The sequence below is a fragment of the Burkholderia sp. BCC0506 genome, from assembly GCF_902833145.1.
Classification (GTDB): domain Bacteria; phylum Pseudomonadota; class Gammaproteobacteria; order Burkholderiales; family Burkholderiaceae; genus Burkholderia.
Window position 1 is genome coordinate 122,644 of the sequence record NZ_CADFEN010000014.1, and the last position, 20,188, is coordinate 142,831.

A 20,188-nucleotide genomic window follows, 5' to 3' on the forward strand; every position below is an offset into this window, starting at 1 on the left:
ACGGCGCGCCGTATCAAGGTGTAACGAATTGCTGCGGGGCATTGGCGGCCGTTTCCGGGAAAACCCGCAAAAGGGCGTCGCGACGAGGAGATAAAACGGGGGAGGATCGAAGGCCGGCAGACGCCGGCTGGCGGGATTTACGCGTCGTTACAAAGCCGCGGCGTGCGCACCACGGGGCGTGGCGCACACGCGGCGGCGGCCGTCAGTCTTCGCGGCGCAGATGCGGGAACAGCAGCACGTCGCGGATCGTCGGGCTGTCGGTCAGCAGCATCACGAGACGGTCGATGCCGATCCCGCAGCCGCCGGTCGGCGGCATCCCGTATTCGAGCGCGCGGATGTAGTCGGCGTCGAAGAACATCGCTTCCTCGTCGCCCGCATCCTTCTGCTCGACCTGCTTCTTGAAGCGCGCGGCCTGGTCTTCCGGATCGTTCAGCTCGGAGAAGCCGTTCGCGATCTCGCGGCCGGTCATGAACAGCTCGAAACGCTCGGTGATGCCCGGCACCGTATCCGATGCGCGTGCGAGCGGCGACACCTCGACCGGGTAGTCGATGATGAACGTCGGTTCCCACAACTGCGCTTCTGCCGTTTCTTCGAACAGCGCGAGCTGCAGCGCGCCGATGCCGGCGTTCAGGAACGCCGGCTGCGACACGTCGACGCCGAAGCGCTTCAGTTCGGTGCGCAGGAACGCGTCGTCCGACAGCTGGCCGTCGGTGTAGTCCGGTGCGTACTTCTGGATCGCCTGCGTGATCGTCAGGCGATGGAACGGCTTCGCGAGGTCGAGCTCGCGGCCCTGGTACTGGATCGTCGCGGTGCCGAGCGCGTCGATCGCCGCCTGGCGGATCAGTTGCTCGGTGAAGTCCATCAGCCAGCGGTAGTCGGTGTACGCGGCGTAGAACTCCATCATCGTGAATTCCGGGTTGTGACGCGGCGACACGCCTTCGTTCCGGAAATTGCGGTTGATCTCGAACACGCGCTCGAAGCCGCCGACGATCAGGCGCTTCAGGTACAGCTCCGGCGCGATGCGCAGGAACATCTGCATGTCGAGCGCATTGTGATGCGTGACGAACGGCTTCGCGGCCGCGCCGCCCGGAATCGGGTGCAGCATCGGCGTCTCGACTTCCATGAAGTCGGCGTTGTCCATGAACTTGCGGATCGACGCGATCGTCTTCGTGCGGGCGCGGAACGTGTCGCGCGTTTCCGGCGTGACGATCAGGTCGACGTAGCGCTGGCGATAGCGCATTTCCTGGTCCGACAGGCCGTGGAACTTGTCCGGCAGCGGACGCAGCGCCTTCGACAGCAGGCGCAGCTCCTTGCACTCGACCGACAGCTCGCCCTTGTTGGTGCGGAACAGCACGCCGCGCGCGGCGACGATGTCGCCGAGGTCCCACTTCTTGAACGCGTCGTAGGTGTCGGCGCCGACGTCGTTCGGCGTCACGAAGAACTGGATCTGGCCCGACCCGTCCTGCACCGTCGCGAAGCTCGCCTTGCCCATCACGCGCTTGAGCATCATGCGGCCGGCGACCGACACCTCGACCGGGTTCGCTTCGAGCGCGGCCTTGTCCGATTCGGCGAATTTGGCCTGCAGGTCGGCTGCGTGGTGCTCGGGCCGGAAGTCGTTCGGATAGGCGACGCCTTGCTCGCGCAACGCGCGCAGCTTCTCGCGGCGCTCGGCGATGATCTGGTTTTCGTCCGCCGTGACGGCGGGCTGCGTTTGGGTCGGTTCGGTCATGATGGTCGGAATTCGGAGTGGGGTGCGGCAACGCAAACGGAAAGGGCGGCGCGGGCCGGCCGCGCCGCGGCGCTTACACGCCCTGTTTGAGGCTCGCGCTGATGAAGTCGTCGAGATCGCCGTCGAGCACCGCCCGCGTGTTGCTCATTTCGACGTTCGTGCGCAGGTCCTTCACGCGGCTCTGGTCGAGCACGTACGAGCGGATCTGGTGGCCCCAGCCCACATCGGTCTTGCTCGATTCGAGCTTGTCCTGCTCGGCCTGGCGCTTGCGCATTTCGACTTCGTACAGGCGCGACTTCAGCATCGCCATCGCTTCGGCGCGGTTGCGGTGCTGCGAGCGGTCGTTCTGGCACTGCACGACGATCCCCGTCGGCATGTGCGTGATCCGCACCGCGGAGTCGGTCTTGTTGATGTGCTGGCCGCCCGCGCCCGATGCGCGGTACGTGTCGATGCGCAAGTCGGCCGGGTTGATCTCGACTTCGATCGAGTCGTCGATTTCCGGATAGACGAACACCGACGAGAACGACGTGTGGCGGCCGCCCGACGAGTCGAACGGCGACTTGCGCACGAGGCGGTGGATGCCCGTTTCGGTGCGCAGGAAACCGTAGGCGTATTCGCCCGTGACCTTGACCGTCGCGTTCTTGATGCCGGCGACGTCGCCGTCGGATTCCTCGAGCACTTCGGCCTTGAAGCCCTTGCGTTCGCAGTAGCGCAGGTACTGGCGCAGCAGCATCGACGCCCAGTCGCATGCCTCGGTGCCGCCGGCGCCGGCCTGGATGTCGATGAAGCAGTTGTTCGGATCGGCCGGGTTCGAGAACATCCGGCGGAACTCGATGTCGCCGACGCGCGCCTCGAGCTTCGCGGCGTCTTCTTCCGACGCGAGCAGCGTATCCTCGTCGCCTTCCTCGCGTGCCAGCTCGAACAGGTCGAGCGCGTCGCGCAGGTCGCTATCGAGCGCGGTGAGCGTCATGACGACGCCTTCGAGCAGCTTCTTCTCGCGGCCGAGCGCCTGGGCGTTCTTCGAATCGTTCCAGACGTTCGGGTCTTCGAGTTCCTTGTTGACTTCGGTCAGACGCGCAGCTTTGGCGTCGTAGTCAAAGATACCCCCGAAGCTCGCCCGCGCGATTGCGCAGGTCGAGCAGGGAGCTTTCGATCGCGTTGAGACGTTCCGCTTCCATGATCGTTCGCTGTTCCGGCTTCGTAAAAAAGCGGAATTATAGCCGATCGGCCGGGTTGCCCGGTGACGCAAACGGTGCCTGCGCGCGTGGTGACGGCCCGTCCGGCGCGGCGCGCACGCATGCGGCGGTGCGTCGCGGGCGGGCCGGCCGCTCAGCCGGCCGCGTGTTCGACGACCAGCTGGACGCGCGTGACCCCGTTCCACGTATCGGCGACGAGCCGGTACGCGACCAGCGCGCTCGCCGGCAGCGGCTCGGTGTGGTTGAACCAGATCGCGTTGAAACGCTGGCGGCCGCGCGCGAGCTGCAGCTTCAGGTGCTTTTCCTTCACGAGCGACTGCGACACGACGTCGAATTCGCCGGAGAAAAGCGGGGCCGGAAACCCTTGCCCCCAGACGGCTTCGTCGAGCAGGCCGACGAACTGCGGCGTGAAGTACGCGTCCTCGAGCTCGCCGTCGGTCTCGATCACGCGGGCGAGCGCGTCGTCGGACAGCCATTCGCGCGCGACGGCCTCGAACGCGGCCGCGAAGCGCGGCACGTTTTCGGTGTCGAGCGTGAGGCCGGCCGCCATCGCGTGGCCGCCGAACGCGACGATCAGGTCCGGTTCGCGTTTCGACACGAGGTCGAGCGCGTCGCGCAGGTGAAAGCCGGCGATCGACCGGCCCGAGCCCTTGACCCGCCGGCCTTCGTCGTCGGCGTGCGCGAACGTGAACGACGGACGGTGGAATTTTTCCTTGAGCCGGCCGGCGACGATGCCGATCACGCCCTGGTGCCACTCGGGATTGAACAGCGTGATCGTGCACGCGTCGGCCGGATCGACGTCGGCGAGCCCGGCGAGCGCCTGCTGCTGCATGCCGGCCTCGATTTCGCGGCGTTCGCGGTTCATCACGTCGAGCTGCTGCGCGAGATCCCACGCGCGGCCGATGTCGTCGGTGATCAGGCATTCGATGCCGAGCGACATGTCGGACAGCCGCCCGGCGGCGTTCAGGCGCGGGCCGAGGCCGAAGCCGAGGTCGAAGCCCGACGCGGTGCGCGCTTCGCGCCCGGCGGCGCGGAACAGCGCGGCGATGCCCGGCTGCATGCGGCCGTTGCGGATGCGTTGCAGCCCTTGTGCGACCAGCACGCGGTTGTTGCCGTCGAGCCGCACGACGTCGGCGACGGTGCCGAGCGCGACGAGGTCGAGCAGGCCGTCGAGGCGCGGCTCGGCCTCCTTGCTCGCGAACGCGCCGCGGCGGCGCAGCTCGGCGCGCAGCGCGAGCAGCACGTAGAACATCACGCCGACACCGGCGAGGTGCTTGCTCGGGAACGCGCAGCCGGGCTGGTTCGGGTTGACGATCGCGCGCGCGGCGGGCAGCGCGTCGCCGGGCAGGTGGTGGTCGGTCACGAGCACGTCGATGCCGCGTGCGTTCGCGGCTTCGACGCCGGCGACGCTCGCGATCCCGTTGTCGACGGTGATCAGCAGGTCGGGCTTGCGCGCGGCCGCGAGCGCGACGATCTCGGGCGTGAGGCCGTAGCCGTATTCGAAGCGGTTCGGCACCAGGTAGTCGATCTGCGCGCCGAACATGCGCAGGCCGCGCACCGCGACCGCGCAGGCGGTCGCGCCGTCGCAATCGTAGTCGGCGACGACGAGCAGCCGCCGCTTGTCGGCGATCGCATCGGCGAGCAGCACCGCCGCATCGGCGCAGCCTTTCAGCTCGGTGGGCGGAACGAGGCGCGCGAGCGCGGTCTCGATGTCGGCGGGCGACTGCACGCCGCGCGACGCGTACAGGCGCGCGAGGACGGGGTGCAGGCCGTGGCGCGCGAGCGCTTCGGCGTCGGCGGGCGCGACGGGGCGGGTAACGATCCGGGTCATACGGGTGGGCGGGTTATTCGAACAGGGAGGCGAGCGCGCGGCGGCGCCAGAACTTGCGCAGGTCGCCGCGCGTCGCGTGCAGCGTCACCGAGCTCGTGTCGCCGCACAGCGTGACGTCGACGCTCGCCAGTTCGCCGTTCTGCAGCGCGGCGAGCGCGGGTGCGAACCAGTCGCGCTCGAGCGCGGCGAGGCCGTCGTGCCAGCGCGCCCAGTCCTGCTCGATGAACGGGGTGGTCAGCGCCGGCAGCTCGACGAGCGTCGCGCCCTCGGCGGCCGGCAGCGCGCCGAACGTCGCGGGCGGGCGGCCGGCTTCGGTTTGCGCGGCGCGCGCGAGGCCGAGCGCGGCGGGCGACGCGGACAGCACGCGCGCGAACGGCTTGCCGAGCGGCTTCAGCGTGCCCTGCGCATGGAACCAGATCGAATTGACGGCCGGCAGCCCGCGCGCCTCGCGGGCTTCGTTCACCGGGTGCTGGAACCATGCCATCTGCACTTCGTTCTGCAGTTTCATCCACATCCGCGAGCGCTCGCCCGTATGCGCTTCGTGCGGCAGCCAGATCTCGATGTTGCGGCCGCTGGCGCGCAGCGGCGCGGCGCCGGCAAGGCGCGCGAGCTGGTCGCTCGACAGATACCAGCGCGCCGGGTTCGGCGCTTCGAGCCGCACACCCAGCTCCTCGATCAGCGGCCGCGCGACCGCGAGCAGCGCGGCCGCATCGCCGGCATCGAGCGCGAGGGCCGCCGGATCGACGAGCACCAGGTGATCGTGCGCGATTTCGACGTGCACGGGCTCGACGCACGCCCATGCGTGCGTGCCGGGATCGCCGCCGTCGGCCAGCAGCATGTAGGGCGCGAGCGGCGCTTCGTCCGCGGCGTTGCCCTGCGTGGCGCCGAACCGGCTGGCCAGCCAGCGCTCGTGCGGCAGCGTGCGCTGGAAGTCCTCGCCGGCCACGCGCTCGACGAGGCTCGCGCGGGCGAGCAACTTTTGAAGCGCGGGGCTGTCCAGCGTGTGCAGGGACGAGGCCGCATCGGCCGCCGACGGCAGCGCGAACGGAACGAGAAAATGGAGGCGTCGGTCGTGCATGATGGTGCGCATTGTATGGCAAACTGCGCGCGTGATCGGGCCGGCTGACGGCCCGTTCGCGTCCGGCGGCCGTTTTTCGACCGCGCCCGGGCTGCCGGCCGCCACCCGGCGGCGGTCCGGCCGCGGCGCGCCTGTCCGCCGCAACCAGCAGAAAGGATTCGCTTGAAACTTCCGTACGAATGGCAGATCGGCTGGCGCTACACGCGCGCCGGCAAACGCACGACCGGCAACGGCTTCATTTCCTTCATCGCGCTCGTCTCGATGCTCGGGATCGCGCTCGGCGTCGCGGCGCTGATCGTCGTGCTGTCGGTGATGAACGGCTTCCAGAAGGAAGTGCGCGACCGCATGCTGTCGGTGCTCGCGCACGTCGAGGTGTTCTCGCCGACGGGCTCGATGCCCGACTGGCAACTGACCGCGCAGGAAGCGCGCCGCAATCCGTCGGTGATCGGCGCGGCGCCGTACGTCGACGCGCAGGCGCTGCTCACGCGCCAGGACGCGGTGAGCGGCGTGATGCTGCGCGGCGTCGAGCCGACGCTTGAGCCGCAGGTGTCCGACATCGGCAAGGACATGAAGGCCGGCCAGCTCGGCGCGCTCGTGCCGGGCCAGTTCGGCATCGTGCTCGGCGACGCGCTCGCCGGCAACCTCGGCGTGACGGTCGGCGACAAGGTCACGCTCGTCGCGCCCGAAGGCTCGATCACGCCGGCCGGCATGATGCCGCGCCTGAAGCAGTTCACGGTCGTCGGCGTGTTCGAGTCGGGCCACTACGAATACGACAGCACGCTCGCGATGATCAACATCCGCGACGCCGAGGCGCTGTTCCGGATGAGCGCGCCGACCGGCGTGCGGCTGCGGCTCACCGACATGCAGAAGGCGCCGCAGGTCGCGGTCGAGCTGTCGCACACGCTGTCGGGCAGCCTGTACATCCGCGACTGGACCCAGCAGAACAAGACCTGGTTCTCGGCCGTGCAGATCGAGAAGCGGATGATGTTCATCATCCTCACGCTGATCATCGCGGTGGCCGCGTTCAATCTCGTGTCGTCGCTCGTGATGACGGTGACCAACAAGCAGGCCGACATCGCGATCCTGCGCACGCTCGGCGCGCAGCCGGGGTCGATCATGAAGATCTTCGTCGTGCAGGGCGTGACGATCGGCTTCGTCGGCACCGCGTCCGGCGTCGCGCTCGGCTGCCTGATCGCGTGGAGCATCCCGTGGCTGATTCCGATGATCGAGCATTTGTTCGGCGTGCAGTTCCTGCCGCCGTCGGTGTACTTCATCAGCGAACTGCCGTCCGAGCTCGTCGCGAGCGACGTGATCCGGATCGGGCTGATCGCGTTCGCGCTGTCGGCCGTCGCCACGCTCTATCCGAGCTGGCGCGGCGCGAAGGTGAAGCCGGCGGAGGCGCTCCGCTATGAATGACCGCGCGGCCGCGTTCGCGGATTCACGACAACACAACAGACAGGAATCGGCAGGTATGCAGGAATACGTGCTTCAGGCGCGCGGGATCACGAAGGCGTTCGTGCAGGGCGGCTTCAACGTGCAGGTGCTCAACAACACCGAGCTGACGGTGCGGCGCGGCGAGAAGCTCGCGGTCGTCGGCGCGTCGGGCTCCGGCAAGAGCACGCTGCTGCACGTGCTGGGCGGCCTCGACGAGCCGAGCGCCGGCGAAGTGTCGCTGCTCGGCAAGCCGTTTACGCAACTCGCCGAGCGCGAGCGCAACGAGCTGCGCAATCGCGCGCTCGGCTTCGTGTACCAGTTCCATCACCTGCTGCCCGAGTTCACGGCGCTGGACAACGTCGCGATGCCGCTGCGCATCCGCCGGATGACGACCGAGGACGCGCGCGAGCAGGCACAGGCGATGCTCGAACGCGTCGGTCTCGGCCCGCGTGCGAAGCACCGGCCGGGCGAGCTGTCGGGCGGCGAGCGGCAGCGCGTCGCGATCGCGCGCGCGCTGGTCACGAAGCCCGCGTGCGTGCTCGCCGACGAGCCGACCGGCAACCTCGACGGCTCGACGGCCGACACGGTGTTCAATCTGATGCTCGAGCTGTCCGAGACGCTCGAAACGAGTTTCGTGATCGTCACGCACGACCCCGATCTCGCCGCGCGCTGCGACCGCATCATGCGATTGCGCGACGGCGTGCTGCACGAGGAGCCGGCGCTGCCGGTGTAAAAAAGCCACGCCATGGGCCGGCCGCCGGGTTCGTCCCGGCACGGCGCAACGGCGCAGGAGCGCTGCCATGTGGATCGACACGCACTGCCATCTCGACGCCGCCGAGTTCGACGCCGACCGCGACGCGGTCGTGCACGCCGCGCGCGCGGCCGGCGTGTCGCGCATCGTGATCCCGAGCATCGGGCGCGACAACTTCACGACGGTGCGCGAACTCGCGCAGCGCACGCCGGGCGCGGTGTACGCGCTCGGCATCCATCCGATGTATACGCCACAGGCGCGCGACGCGGATCTCGACCGGCTGCGCATGGAGATCGAGGCGAGCCTCGACGATCCGCGTTTCGTCGCGATCGGCGAGATCGGGCTCGACTATTTCGTGCCGGGGCTCGACGAAGACCGGCAGCAGTTCTTCTACCAGTGCCAGCTCAGGCTCGCGCGGGAATTCGACCTGCCGGTGCTGTGTCACGTGCGCAAGTCGCAGGACCGCGTGCTGGCTGGGCTACGCCGTTTCGGCGTGCGGCGCGGCATCGCGCATGCGTTCAACGGCAGTTTCCAGCAGGCCGAAGCGTATCTGGCGCAGGGTCTGCATCTCGGCTTCGGCGGCAACGTGACCTTCACGCGCGCGCGGCAGATCCGCCGGCTCGCCACCGAGTTGCCGCTCGACGCGCTCGTCGTCGAGACCGACGCGCCCGACATCGCGCCCGAGTGGGCATACAAATCCCGCAATACGCCCGACCAGGTGCCGCGCATCGGCAGCGTGCTCGCCGAACTGCGCGGGCTCGATGCCGGCGAATTGTCCCTATGCACTTCGGCTAACGCGCTCGCCGCGCTGCCGCGACTCGCACTTTCGTCCGCATAATCGTTGCCGGAAGGCGCCGCATCGGCAGGCGTGGCGCCGGGTCGACGAGGAGGCGGAATGCGCGTGGGGTGGATCGCGTTCGCGCTCGGCGTCGTCGTGCTGCAGCGGCAGGCGGCGTTGCCGGGGGCGATCGCATGGATGGTCGGAGCGGCCGTGCTCGCGGGCTGCGCGGCGCTGGGCGCGTGGTGCGTGCGTCGACGGCGCACGCGTGCGGTCGTCGCGTGCGGCTGGACGCTGTGCGCGCTCGCGGCCGGCGTCGCGGGATTCGGCTATGCGGCCGCGCGCGCCGAGTGGCGACTGAGCGACAGCCTGCCTGTCGAGTGGGAAGGGCGCGACATCGTCGTCGCGGGCGTGATCCGCGGGCTGCCCGTCGTCGACGAAACGGGCGCGCGGCTCCTGTTCGCGGTCGAATCGAACGATGCGGGGCTGGCCCGTTTTCCGCCATTGATCCGGTTGTCGTGGCGCGCGTATGGCGCATCCGCGACACGCGATACGCTTCCCGATTTGCGCGCGGCCCAGCGCTGGCGTTTCGTCGTGCGTCTCAAGCGTCCGCATGCCGAGGCCAATCCCGGCGTGCGCGACAGCGAGGCGGCGTGGCTCGCCGCGGGCATTCGTGCGATCGGTTATGTCAGTGCGCCGGGGCGAGCGGTATTGCTCGATGCGCGCGCGGCGGGATGGCGCGCGTCGATCGATCGGGTGCGCGACACGTTGCGGGCACGCATCGGCGCGGTGCTCGGTACCGATGCGGCGCACCGCGGCATCGTCGCCGCGCTGGCGATCGGCGATCAATCGGGCATCGGCGACGACGACTGGCGCGTCCTGCGCAACACGGGCACGAGCCACCTGGTCGCGATTTCCGGTCTGCATGTCGGGCTGGTCGGCGCGATCGCCGGCTGGCTCGTGTCGATGGTCTGGCGCCGCGTGCGCTGGCGCGGGCGGGCCGCGACGCTCGTGGTGCCGGCGCCGTACGCGGCCGCGCTTGCCGCGCTGGCCGCGGCGGCCGGCTACGCCGCGCTCGCCGGCTTCAACGTGCCGGCGCAACGCGCGTGGTGGATGATCGCGGGCGGCGGCATCGCATATCTGGCCGGCCGCAGCGTGCCGACGTCCGCGGTGCTGTGCGCGGCGCTCGGCGGTGTGCTGCTCACCGATCCGTGGGCCGTGCTGTCGGCCGGGTTCTGGCTGTCGTTCGGCGCGGTCGCCGTGATCCTGCTGGCCGTCGCGGGCTGGCGCGCGGTGCGCGAGATCGACGAGAACGACCAGATCGACGAAAGAGGCGCGGAAAGCGGCGCGGCCCGCTTGCGGAGGCGGTTGCACGGATGGGCTGGGCGCTGTCGGCGCCGTATCGCCGAGGCGACGCGCGTGCAGTACGCGGTGACGATCGGTCTCGCACCGCTCACTGCCGCCTGGTTCGCGCAGGTTTCCCTGTCGGGCCCGTTCGGCAATGCGTTCGCGATCCCGTGGGTCAGCTCGGTCGTCACCCCGATCGTACTGGCCGGCATCGCGTTGCCGCCGCCGCTCGATGCGGCTGCCTTCCGGCTTGCGCATGCGGCGCTCGAACCGATGATGACGCTGCTCGGGTACCTGGCCGACTGGCCGGCCGGCGTGTTCTGGCTGCGCATGCCCGACTGGCCGGTGCTGGCGCTCGCGTGCGTGGGCGTCGCGTGGGCGCTGATGCCGCGCGGCTGGCCGTTGCGCTGGGCGGCGCCGCTCACGTGGCTGCCGCTCGTCGCGCCGGCGCCCGATGCGCCGCCGCCGGGCGGCTTCCGGCTGACCGTGTTCGACGTCGGGCAGGGTGCGGCGGTGCTGGTCGAAACCGCGCGGCGGACCTTGCTGTTCGATGCGGGGCCGGGCGCGGAATCGACACATGCCGGTACGCGGATCGTCGCGCCGGCGTTGCGGGCGCGCGGCATCGCGACGATCGATTCGCTCGTGCTCAGTCATGCGGATGCCGATCACGCGGGCGGCGCGCCGGCCGTCTACGCGGCCGCCGACGTGCGCCAGCTGCTGGCCGGCATTGCGCCGCGCCACCGGCTGTGGCGCGATGCGCAGGCGGCCGGCGTGGCCGATCGGCTGCCTTGTGCGGCCGGGCAGCGGTGGGCCTGGGACGGTGTCGTCTTCACGATGCTGTGGCCGCCGGGCGGGGTGGGCACGGGTTCGTCGAACGGACAATCGTGCGTGCTGCGCGTCGATGCGGGCGGCACGTCCGCGCTGCTGACGGGCGACATCGATGCGCGCGGCGAGCGCCGGCTCGTGAACGAGGCGCGCGACGCGCTGGCCGCGCAGATCCTGGTCGTTCCGCACCACGGCAGCCGCACGTCGTCGGTCGAGCCTTTCCTCGATTCGGTCGGGCCGCGCGTCGCGGTATTTCCTGTAGGCTATCGCAATCGTTTCGGGCATCCGCACCGCAGCGTGCTGGCCCGCTACGAGGCGCGCGGGATTCCGCTGCCGCGCACCGATCGGGATGGCGCCGTGCGGTTCGACGTCGCGCCGGCTGATGGCGGGTTCGCATTCGCGCGCTATCGCGACGAACGGCGCCGGTACTGGATGGACCGATGAGCGCGGCGAAGGCCGGGTGTCAGCACCGCGAGCTCGGGGCCGGCCTATCGTGCCGAAGCACGGTTTCGACAGAATACGAAGCATGGGACGGGAGTAACCGCTAAAGCGCCAACTCCCGTCGACCGCGAAGCATGGGACGGGAGTAACCGCTAAAGCGCTAACTCCCGTCGACAAAGGAGACATCGGCGTTTGAAGGACATCCTCCACTTCTCGCACGCGAACGGCTTCCCGGCGTCGACGTACCGGACGATCTTCGCCGAACTGGCCGACGACTACGAGCTGCGCTACATCGAACGGATCGGCCACGACCGCCGCTACCCGGTGACGCGCGACTGGCCGCACCTCGTCGAGCAACTGCTCGACGACATCGGGCGCCGCTACGAGCGCCCGGTCTGGCTCGTCGGCCATTCGCTCGGCGGCTACCTGTCGCTGATGGCCGCGCTGAAGAAGCCGCAGTGGGTGCGCGGCGTCGTGATGATCGATTCGCCGATCATCGCGGGCTGGCGTGCCGGCGCGCTGCGCGCGAGCCAGTGGGCGGGGCTCGACGAGCGGCTGTCGCCGGCCGCGGCGACGCGCAACCGGCGCACGCGCTGGACGAGCCGCGACGAGGTCTGGCGGCACTTCCGCGAGAAGCCGGCGTTCGCGCGCTGGGACGAACGGATGCTGGCCGACTATATCGACTACGGGATCCCGCAGGCCGGCGCGGACGGCGAGCGCGCGCTCGCGTTCGACCGGCAGGTCGAATACCTGATCTACCGGACGCTGCCGCACACGCTCGGCCCGCGGCTCGCGCACGGCGCGCCGGTGCCGCTCGGCTTTCTCGCCGGCACGCGCTCGCGCGAGGTGCGGCAGGTCGGGCTCGATGCGACGCGCCGCGCGACGCGCGGGCGCATCGAATGGCTCGAGGGGAGCCACCTGTTCCCGATGGAGCGGCCGATCGAGACCGCCCGCGCATTGCAGCGGATGCTGAATTCGCTGAAGGCGGACGAGGGCGGCGCTTCGCAGGCCGGCGCGCCGCTCGCGAAGCGCGCCTGATGTTTCGTCCGGCGACTGGCGCGCCTGCGGCGCCGACCGGCCGGCCGGTTCGCGCCGGCGCGGGTCGGCACGAAAGGGCGCGATCATCGCGTCAATTGCTGAGAGAAGGGCGGGCTTTACGGTATAATCCGTTTTTCCCGCGAGCATCCAGCGATGACCAAATATGTTTTCGTCACCGGCGGCGTAGTTTCTTCCCTCGGCAAGGGTATTGCCGCCGCCTCTCTCGCCGCGATCCTCGAATCGCGCGGTCTGAAAGTCACCCTCCTCAAACTCGATCCCTACATCAACGTCGACCCCGGCACGATGAGCCCGTTCCAGCACGGCGAAGTGTTCGTGACGGAAGACGGAGCGGAGACCGACCTCGACCTCGGCCACTATGAGCGCTTCATCAGCACGAAGATGCGCAAGGCCAACAACTTCACGACCGGCCAGATCTACGAATCGGTGATCCGCAAGGAACGCCGCGGCGACTATCTCGGCAAGACCGTGCAGGTCATTCCGCACATCACGAACGAGATCCAGGCGTTCATCGAGCGCGGGGCCGCATCGGCCACCTGCGGCGAGCCGGACGTCGCGATCGTCGAGATCGGCGGCACGGTCGGCGACATCGAGTCGTTGCCGTTCCTCGAGGCCGCGCGCCAGATGAGCCTGCGCCTCGGCCGCAACAGCGCGTGCTTCGTGCACCTGACGCTCGTGCCGTACGTCGCGACGGCCGGCGAGCTGAAGACGAAGCCGACCCAGCACAGCGTGCAGAAGCTGCGCGAGATCGGCATCCTGCCGCACGTGCTGCTGTGCCGTGCGGATCGCCGCATCCCCGACGACGAATCGAAGAAGATCTCGATGTTCTCGAACGTGCCCGAAGACGCCGTGATCTCGGTGTGGGACGCCGACAGCATCTACAAGATTCCGCAGATGCTGCACGACCAGGGCCTCGACCGGATCATCTGCGAGGAGCTGAAGCTGTCGCCGAAGGATGCCGACCTCGGCATGTGGTCGGAGCTCGTCGAGAAACTGGAAAATCCGAAGCAGGAAGTCACGATCGGCATGGTCGGCAAGTACGTCGATCTGACCGAGTCGTACAAGTCGCTGATCGAAGCGCTGCGCCATGCGTCGATCCACACGTCGACCAAGGTCAACATCGAGTACATCGACTCGGAAGAGCTCGAGGCGAACGGTGTCGACAGCCTGAAGCATCTCGACGCCGTGCTGGTGCCGGGCGGCTTCGGCCGTCGCGGCACGGAAGGCAAGATCGCGGCGATCCGCTATGCGCGCGAGTCGAAGGTGCCGTACCTCGGCATCTGCCTCGGCATGCAGCTCGCGGTGATCGAATTCGCGCGCGACGTCGTCGGCCTGAAGCAGGCGAACAGCACGGAGTTCGACCCGGACACGCCGGAACGCGTGGTCGCGCTGATCACCGAATGGTACGACCGCGAAGGCAAGGTCGAGACGCGCAGCGAGGAATCCGACCTCGGTGGCACGATGCGCCTCGGTTCGCAACGCTGCCCGATCAAGCCGGGTACGATGGCCGAGGAGATCTACGGCAAGGACGTGAACGAGCGCCATCGTCACCGTTATGAAGTCAATAACCGCTTCGTGCCCCAGCTCGAAGCCGGCGGCCTTATCATCAGCGCCCGTACCCCGAGCGAGGATCTGCCGGAAATGATGGAGCTGCCGCGCTCGATGCACCCGTGGTTCGTCGGCGTCCAGTTCCACCCGGAATTCACGTCCACGCCGCGTGACGGTCATCCGCTGTTCAAGTCGTTCGTCGAAGCCGCGCTCGCCAACAAGCAAGCGCGCGGAGTGCAAGCATGAAGCTGTGCGATTTCGAGGTCGGTCTCGACCAGCCTTTCTTCCTGATCGCGGGGACCTGCGTCGTCGAATCGGAGCAGATGACGATCGACACGGCGGGCCGCCTGAAGGAGATCTGCGAGAAGCTGAACGTTCCGTTCATCTACAAGTCGTCCTACGACAAGGCAAACCGCAGCTCGGGCAAGTCGTTTCGCGGCCTCGGAATGGACGAGGGCCTGCGGATCCTGTCCGAGGTGAAGCGCCAGCTCGGCCTGCCGGTGCTGACCGACGTGCATTCGATCGAGGAGATCGAGCAGGTCGCGTCGGTCGTCGACGTGCTGCAGACGCCGGCGTTCCTGTGCCGCCAGACCGACTTCATCCATGCGTGCGCACGCTCGGGCAAGCCGGTCAACATCAAGAAGGGCCAGTTCCTCGCGCCGCACGACATGAAGAACGTGATCGACAAGGCGCGCGACGCGGCACGCGACGCGGGCCTGTCGGAAGACCGCTTCATGGCGTGCGAGCGCGGTGTCTCGTTCGGCTACAACAATCTCGTGTCGGACATGCGTTCGCTCGCGATCATGCGCGAGACGAACGCGCCGGTCGTGTTCGATGCGACCCACTCGGTGCAGTTGCCGGGCGGGCAGGGCACGAGCTCGGGCGGCCAGCGCGAATTCGTGCCGGTGCTTGCCCGTGCGGCGGTCGCGACGGGCGTCGCGGGCCTCTTCATGGAAACGCATCCGAATCCGGCCGAGGCGAAGTCGGACGGCCCGAACGCGGTGCCGCTGAACCGGATGGGCGCGTTGCTGGAGACCCTCGTCACGCTCGACCAGGCGGTGAAGCGCAATCCGTTCCTGGAAAACGATTTCAATTAAAGATCGAATGAACCTTGCGACGGCTTCGCGCGTCTGTAGCGAAAGCGCTTGCGGCACGCGCGCCGTCGCAGTTTGAAGAATCCATCGTCATTCTCAGAGGAAACCCATGAGTGCAATCGTAGATATCATCGGCCGCGAGATTCTGGATTCGCGCGGCAACCCCACCGTCGAATGCGACGTGCTGCTCGAATCGGGCACGATGGGCCGCGCGGCGGTGCCGTCGGGCGCGTCCACCGGCTCGCGTGAAGCGATCGAACTGCGCGACGGCGAAGCCGGCCGCTACAACGGCAAGGGCGTGCTGAAGGCGGTCGAGCACATCAACACCGAAATCTCCGAAGCCATCATGGGCCTCGACGCGTCGGAACAGGCGTTCCTCGACAAGACGCTGCTCGAGCTGGACGGCACCGACAACAAGTCGCGCCTCGGCGCGAACGCGATGCTGGCCGTGTCGATGGCCGTCGCGAAGGCTGCCGCCGAAGAAGCCGGCCTGCCGCTGTACCGCTACTTCGGCGGCTCGGGCGCGATGCAGCTGCCGGTGCCGATGATGAACATCGTCAACGGCGGCGCGCACGCGAACAACAGCCTGGACATCCAGGAATTCATGATCGTCCCGGTCAGCCAGCCGACGTTCCGCGAAGCGCTGCGTTGCGGCGCGGAAGTGTTCCACGCGCTGAAGAAGATCCTGAGCGACCGCGGCATGAGCACGGCCGTCGGCGACGAAGGCGGTTTCGCACCGAACTTCGGCAGCAACGACGAGTGCCTGTCGACGATCCTGCAGGCGATCGAGAAGGCCGGCTACCGTGCGGGCGAAGACGTGCTGCTCGCGCTCGACTGCGCGGCATCCGAGTTCTACCACGACGGCAAGTACCAGCTCGCGGGCGAAGGCCTGCAACTGTCGTCGGCCGAATTCACCGACTACCTCGCGACGCTCGCCGACAAGTTCCCGATCGTGTCGATCGAGGACGGCATGCACGAAAGCGACTGGGACGGCTGGAAGCTGCTGACCGACCGCCTCGGCAAGAAGGTGCAACTGGTCGGCGACGACCTGTTCGTCACGAACACGCGCATCCTGAAGGAAGGCATCGAGAAGGGCATCGCGAACTCGATCCTGATCAAGATCAACCAGATCGGTACGCTGACCGAAACGTTCGCGGCGATCGAAATGGCGAAGCGTGCGGGTTACACGGCCGTGATCTCGCACCGCTCGGGCGAAACGGAAGATTCGACGATCGCGGACATCGCGGTCGGCCTGAACGCCGGTCAGATCAAGACGGGTTCGCTGTCGCGCAGCGATCGCATCTCGAAGTACAACCAGCTGCTGCGCATCGAGGAAGATCTCGGCGACATCGCGAGCTACCCGGGCAAATCGGCTTTCTATAACCTGCGCTAACGCGCTACTATCGGGTTCGTCATCTCGACGCCGCTCTGTGCCTGTGCGCGGAGCGGCGCTTCTTATATCTGCGTCTCTTACATGCGGCTTGTCACTGTCGTCCTGATTGCCTTGCTGGCGCTCATTCAGTACCCCCTATGGTGGGGACACGGCGGCTGGCTGCGGGTGCACGAATTGCGTCAGCAGCTCGACGACCAACTGCAGAAGAATGCGGACGAGAAGCTGCGCAACGAGCGCACCGCCGGCGAAGTGCAGGATCTGCAGAGCGGCACCGCGGCGATCGAGGAGCGTGCGCGCTACGAGATGGGCATGGTGAAGGACGGCGAAGTATTCGTGCAGTTCGTGTCGCCGAATGCGCCGGCCGGGCCGCAGAACAACACGCCGTCGAATACGTCGACGCGTGGCACCGTCTCCGCCGCGCCGGTGCGGGTGGTGCCGAATCCGCAGTCGATCGCGAAGCCGTCGCGGCATCACGGCGGCGACAAGGGCAAGCCGGCGCATCACTGAGCGCGGTACCTCGAATCCATTGAAAAAGCGCGGGAAATGCCGCGCTTTTTTATTTCCTGCCCGTCGTCAATCGAGCAGGCGATGTCTGCTCACCACCACCAGCCCGGGTAGCCGTAGCTGATACCCGTACCCCAGCGATTGCCCCATCCGCCGTAGTACCCGCCGTAGACCGTCACGGGCGGCGGCGAGTAATAGGCCCATGCGCGCGCAGCGGCTTCGGCTGCCATTGCGCTGTTCTGCTCGCGCAGGACTTGCTGATCGATCTCGTCGTAGCGCTTGCGTTCGGCGCTCGACAGCACGGGCGGCTGGCCGCTCGACGCGCTCGGCTCCGGCAGGCGGCTCAGGATCGTCGAAGTCGGCGGTGGCATCGCGCAGCCGGCAAGCGCGAGCGTGCCGGCGGCCGTGCTCGCCAGGACGATGCTGCGGATGGTGCAAAACGGGCGGGGGCGGTTCATGGCGTTTCTCCTGCGGCGCGCCGACCGTGGCAGGCGACTCGCACCGAAGGCCGCGCCTGCGGTGCGTGAGCCGCGCGTGCGGCGCTCGTGCGTCATTATGCGCCCGTGCCGCGCCGGTGGCGGACACGGGCGCGCGGCTCAGTGACGCTGGTCGGTGGCGGGCGCGATGCCGGTCTCGACACCGGGTGCCGCGAACAGCTGCGCGACGTCGACCGGGTCGAATTCGTAGCGCTGGTTGCAGAACTCGCAGTGGATCTCGACGTGGCCGCGCTCGACGATCACGCTGTCGACTTCTTCACGACCGAGCATGCGCAGCATCGCACCGACCTTCTCGCGCGAACACGAACACTGGAAGCGCGTGCCGGCCGGTTCGAAGTGCTGCACGTTTTCCTGCCAGAACAGCCGGCGGAACACGACTTCCGGTTCGACCTCGAGCAGTTCCTTCGCGGACAGCGTGCCGCTGAGCGTGCACACGCGTTCCCACGTGTCGATGTCGGTTTCGGCGTTGCGCGGCACGATGCCGCCGTCGCCCGGCAGCTTCTGCAGCAGCATGCCGACCGCGCGATCGCGATCGGCCGCGAGCCACAGCCGCGTGTCGAGCTGCTCCGAGTGATGCATGTAGTGTTCGAGCACCTGCGACACCGATTCGAGCGGGCCGTCGAGGCCGTTCAGCGGCACGATGCCCTGGTACGGCTGCTGGCCCGGCAGCTTGTCGGCCGGGTCGAGCGTGATCACGCAGCGGCCGTGGCCGCTCGCGTTGACGAGCGACGCGAAGCGCGTGTCGTCGCCGATCGTGTGCGCGGCGTCGCCCGAGAACTTCGCGGTGGCCCGCATCGACAGATCGGACCCGCACTGGACGACCAGCATCTGGACCGGCCCGTCGCCGAAGATCTGCATGATCAGGGTGCCGTGAAATTTCAGGTTCGCGGACAGCAGCGCGCACGCGGCCATCATCTCGCCGAGCACCGTGCGCACGGGGGCAGGGTAGTCGCGGCGGGCGAGCACTTCCTGCCACGTGTTGCGCAGCGAAACGATCTCGCCGCGCACGGGCGCCGCATTGAACATGAATTTCTGTAACTGGTCGCTCACTCTTCTTCCTTGAAATCCGTGCGAATCACCCGATTCGCACGAGTTGCTCCTTGAAATGCGCGCGTCGCTCGACATACGTCTTCGCGTTTGCGCGCAGCCGCGCGACGTCGTCGGCCGACAGCTCGCGCACGACTTTCGCCGGTGCGCCGAGAATCAGCGAATTGTCCGGGAACGTCTTGCCTTCCGTCACGACCGCGCCGGCACCGACCAGACAGTTGCGGCCGATCACCGCTCCATTCAAGACCACCGCCTGAATCCCGATCAACGAACCTTCGCCGACCGTGCAGCCGTGCAGCATGGCCTGGTGCCCGATCGTCACGTTGTCGGCAATCGTCAGCGGAAAGCCCGGGTCGGTATGCAGGACCGCGCCTTCCTGGACGTTGCTGCCGGCGCCGACCGTAATCGTCTCGTTGTCGCCGCGGATCGTCGCGCCGAACCACACGCTCGCGTTTTCCTCGAGCACGACCTTGCCGATGATGGCCGCCGTATCGGCGACGAACACGCTTTCGTGGATCGTCGGGGCCGTATCGCCCAGCTTGTAGATCGTCACGGAGTCTCCTTGTCTCTTCGATGATGGGCGCCGGTAAAATGGCGCGTCCGGTTTGCCCGGCGCCTGGCGCCGCGGAACAAACGCATATTGTAAACCGTCGCGTGCCTGTGCTCCCGCGCCGCGCGCGCAAGGTGTCCCCGTTTATGAGCATCGCGTCTTCTTCTTTCGGCCAGGGGCCGGCCTGTGTGCGCAGCGTGGCGCTCGATGCGCTGCGTGTTGCGGAGCCGGCGGCCAAGGCCGCGCAGGTGCGCGCGCTGCACGATGCGTGGCGGGCCGGGCAGGCCGCGATCGCGCCGTCGCTTCAATTGCGCGAACCGGCCGGTCTGCCCGGGCGCCCCGCGCGGCCGCCGCTCGTCGAGCCGCGCCAGCTCGAGCGGCGCAGCATGCGATCGCCCGAAGGGCGCGCCGTGCTGCTGCACGCGCTCGCCCATATCGAGTTCAACGCGATCAACCTGGCGCTCGACGCGGTCTGGCGCTTCGCGGGCCTGCCCGACGCGTTCTATGCGGACTGGTTGAAGGTCGCGGCCGAGGAGGCTTATCACTTCACGCTGCTGTCCGACCGGCTCGCGGCGTTCGGGCATGCATACGGCGACTTTCCCGCGCATAACGGGCTGTGGGAGATGTGCGAGCGGACCAGGGGCGACGTGCTCGCGCGCATGGCGCTCGTGCCGCGCACGCTCGAGGCGCGCGGGCTCGACGCATCGCCGCCGATCCGCGCGCGGCTCGTGCAGGCGGGCGACGATGCGTCGGCCGCGATCCTCGACGTGATCCTGCGCGACGAAGTCGGCCATGTGGCGATCGGCAACCGCTGGTTCCGCCATCTGTGCGACGCAGCCGGCCGCGATCCCGTGCCGACCTATCGGCAGCTCGCCGAGCAATACCACGCGCCGCGGCTGCGCGGCCCGTTCAATTTCGACGCGCGGCGCGATGCCGGCTTCGAGCAGGCCGAACTGGACGAACTGGCCGCGCAGGACGCGGCGGACGCACGCCCCGCGCATTAGCGGGATCGCGGTCGGCGGCGCCTGGGCGCCCGTCGGGCGGCCCGCACGTCCGGTCGACGGCGTTTCCTCGTGGGCCCTGAACGCC

General features: G+C 68.3%; 17 protein-coding genes. 10 read left to right on the forward strand and 7 right to left on the reverse strand.

What is annotated here, in order from left to right:
- Positions 1 to 202 precede the first annotated feature (202 nt).
- The 4 genes from lysS to HWX62_RS27965 form a co-directional block, all read right to left on the reverse strand.
- Positions 203 to 1,729, reverse strand: coding sequence for a lysine--tRNA ligase (gene lysS, locus HWX62_RS27950; protein ID WP_175932267.1), 1,527 nt, complete (start codon positions 1,727 to 1,729; stop codon positions 203 to 205).
- A gap of 73 nt (positions 1,730 to 1,802) precedes the next feature.
- A protein-coding gene (prfB, locus tag HWX62_RS27955) for a peptide chain release factor 2 (RefSeq protein WP_108041952.1) occupies positions 1,803 to 2,907 on the reverse strand; the annotation gives its coding sequence in 2 pieces (ribosomal slippage) (positions 1,803 to 2,825 and positions 2,827 to 2,907; 1,104 coding nt in all).
- 151 nt (positions 2,908 to 3,058) lie between these two features.
- Positions 3,059 to 4,756: a single-stranded-DNA-specific exonuclease RecJ gene (recJ, locus tag HWX62_RS27960; protein WP_175932266.1), complete on the reverse strand. Its 1,698-nt coding sequence runs from the start codon at positions 4,754 to 4,756 to the stop codon at positions 3,059 to 3,061.
- A gap of 13 nt (positions 4,757 to 4,769) precedes the next feature.
- The gene (locus HWX62_RS27965; RefSeq protein ID WP_175932265.1) at positions 4,770 to 5,846 is read right to left on the reverse strand and encodes a regulator; all 1,077 of its coding nucleotides are present in this window, start codon (positions 5,844 to 5,846) and stop codon (positions 4,770 to 4,772) included.
- A 150-nt stretch (positions 5,847 to 5,996) separates the two neighbouring features.
- On the opposite strand from HWX62_RS27965, the gene HWX62_RS27970 reads away from it, so the two are divergent.
- The 9 genes from HWX62_RS27970 (at position 5,997) to ftsB (ending at position 17,008) form a co-directional block, all read left to right on the forward strand.
- Complete coding sequence (locus HWX62_RS27970) at positions 5,997 to 7,250, forward strand: lipoprotein-releasing ABC transporter permease subunit (protein ID WP_085039260.1); 1,254 nt, start codon at positions 5,997 to 5,999, stop codon at positions 7,248 to 7,250.
- 55 nt (positions 7,251 to 7,305) lie between these two features.
- Positions 7,306 to 8,001, forward strand: a complete 696-nt coding sequence (gene lolD, locus HWX62_RS27975; RefSeq protein ID WP_175932264.1) for a lipoprotein-releasing ABC transporter ATP-binding protein LolD — start codon at positions 7,306 to 7,308, stop codon at positions 7,999 to 8,001.
- A gap of 67 nt (positions 8,002 to 8,068) precedes the next feature.
- Positions 8,069 to 8,857, forward strand: a complete 789-nt coding sequence (locus HWX62_RS27980) for a TatD family hydrolase (protein ID WP_175932263.1) — start codon at positions 8,069 to 8,071, stop codon at positions 8,855 to 8,857.
- 57 nt (positions 8,858 to 8,914) lie between these two features.
- Positions 8,915 to 11,413 (forward strand): DNA internalization-related competence protein ComEC/Rec2, encoded by a 2,499-nt coding sequence (locus tag HWX62_RS27985; protein WP_175932262.1) that lies wholly within the window; start codon positions 8,915 to 8,917, stop codon positions 11,411 to 11,413.
- Between the two features lie 189 nt (positions 11,414 to 11,602).
- Positions 11,603 to 12,448 (forward strand): alpha/beta hydrolase, encoded by an 846-nt coding sequence (locus HWX62_RS27990; RefSeq protein WP_175932261.1) that lies wholly within the window; start codon positions 11,603 to 11,605, stop codon positions 12,446 to 12,448.
- Positions 12,449 to 12,601: 153 nt separating this feature from the next.
- Positions 12,602 to 14,260, forward strand: coding sequence for a CTP synthase (locus HWX62_RS27995; RefSeq protein WP_175932260.1), 1,659 nt, complete (start codon positions 12,602 to 12,604; stop codon positions 14,258 to 14,260).
- On the forward strand, positions 14,257 to 15,111 hold the full coding sequence (gene kdsA, locus HWX62_RS28000) for a 3-deoxy-8-phosphooctulonate synthase (protein WP_175932259.1): 855 nt from the start codon (positions 14,257 to 14,259) through the stop codon (positions 15,109 to 15,111). Before HWX62_RS27995 ends, kdsA begins: the two co-directional genes overlap by 4 nt.
- Positions 15,112 to 15,217: 106 nt before the next feature.
- The gene (gene eno / locus HWX62_RS28005; RefSeq protein ID WP_006478406.1) at positions 15,218 to 16,501 is read left to right on the forward strand and encodes a phosphopyruvate hydratase; all 1,284 of its coding nucleotides are present in this window, start codon (positions 15,218 to 15,220) and stop codon (positions 16,499 to 16,501) included.
- An 81-nt stretch (positions 16,502 to 16,582) separates the two neighbouring features.
- A complete protein-coding gene (ftsB, locus tag HWX62_RS28010; protein ID WP_175932258.1) occupies positions 16,583 to 17,008 on the forward strand; it encodes a cell division protein FtsB in 426 nt (141 codons plus the stop codon).
- Positions 17,009 to 17,097: 89 nt separating this feature from the next.
- Here ftsB and HWX62_RS28015 read toward each other — a convergent pair whose 3' ends face one another.
- From HWX62_RS28015 to HWX62_RS28025, 3 genes are all read right to left on the reverse strand, one after another.
- A complete protein-coding gene (locus HWX62_RS28015; protein WP_175932257.1) occupies positions 17,098 to 17,463 on the reverse strand; it encodes a hypothetical protein in 366 nt (121 codons plus the stop codon).
- A gap of 138 nt (positions 17,464 to 17,601) precedes the next feature.
- Positions 17,602 to 18,552, reverse strand: a complete 951-nt coding sequence (gene hslO / locus HWX62_RS28020; RefSeq protein WP_175932256.1) for an Hsp33 family molecular chaperone HslO — start codon at positions 18,550 to 18,552, stop codon at positions 17,602 to 17,604.
- Between the two features lie 25 nt (positions 18,553 to 18,577).
- Positions 18,578 to 19,102 (reverse strand): gamma carbonic anhydrase family protein, encoded by a 525-nt coding sequence (locus HWX62_RS28025; protein WP_175932255.1) that lies wholly within the window; start codon positions 19,100 to 19,102, stop codon positions 18,578 to 18,580.
- Between the two features lie 143 nt (positions 19,103 to 19,245).
- Between HWX62_RS28025 and HWX62_RS28030 the strand changes: the two genes are divergently transcribed.
- Positions 19,246 to 20,103, forward strand: a complete 858-nt coding sequence (locus HWX62_RS28030; protein WP_175932254.1) for a ferritin-like domain-containing protein — start codon at positions 19,246 to 19,248, stop codon at positions 20,101 to 20,103.
- The last annotated feature ends 85 nt before the right edge of the window (positions 20,104 to 20,188 follow it).

Excerpts from the sequence above, each read along its gene's own strand:
- HWX62_RS28030 (WP_175932254.1), top strand. The coding sequence starts at position 19,246 with ATGAGCATCGCGTCTTCTTCTTTCGGCCAGGGGCCGGCCTGTGTGCGC.
- recJ (WP_175932266.1), bottom strand. The coding sequence starts at position 4,756 with ATGACCCGGATCGTTACCCGCCCCGTCGCGCCCGCCGACGCCGAAGCG.
- eno (WP_006478406.1), top strand. The coding sequence starts at position 15,218 with ATGAGTGCAATCGTAGATATCATCGGCCGCGAGATTCTGGATTCGCGC.
- HWX62_RS27995 (WP_175932260.1), top strand. The coding sequence starts at position 12,602 with ATGACCAAATATGTTTTCGTCACCGGCGGCGTAGTTTCTTCCCTCGGC.
- HWX62_RS28015 (WP_175932257.1), bottom strand. The coding sequence starts at position 17,463 with ATGAACCGCCCCCGCCCGTTTTGCACCATCCGCAGCATCGTCCTGGCG.
- ftsB (WP_175932258.1), top strand. The coding sequence starts at position 16,583 with ATGCGGCTTGTCACTGTCGTCCTGATTGCCTTGCTGGCGCTCATTCAG.
- lysS (WP_175932267.1), bottom strand. The coding sequence starts at position 1,729 with ATGACCGAACCGACCCAAACGCAGCCCGCCGTCACGGCGGACGAAAAC.
- HWX62_RS27965 (WP_175932265.1), bottom strand. The coding sequence starts at position 5,846 with ATGCGCACCATCATGCACGACCGACGCCTCCATTTTCTCGTTCCGTTC.
- lolD (WP_175932264.1), top strand. The coding sequence starts at position 7,306 with ATGCAGGAATACGTGCTTCAGGCGCGCGGGATCACGAAGGCGTTCGTG.
- kdsA (WP_175932259.1), top strand. The coding sequence starts at position 14,257 with ATGAAGCTGTGCGATTTCGAGGTCGGTCTCGACCAGCCTTTCTTCCTG.
- HWX62_RS27985 (WP_175932262.1), top strand. The coding sequence starts at position 8,915 with ATGCGCGTGGGGTGGATCGCGTTCGCGCTCGGCGTCGTCGTGCTGCAG.
- HWX62_RS27980 (WP_175932263.1), top strand. The coding sequence starts at position 8,069 with ATGTGGATCGACACGCACTGCCATCTCGACGCCGCCGAGTTCGACGCC.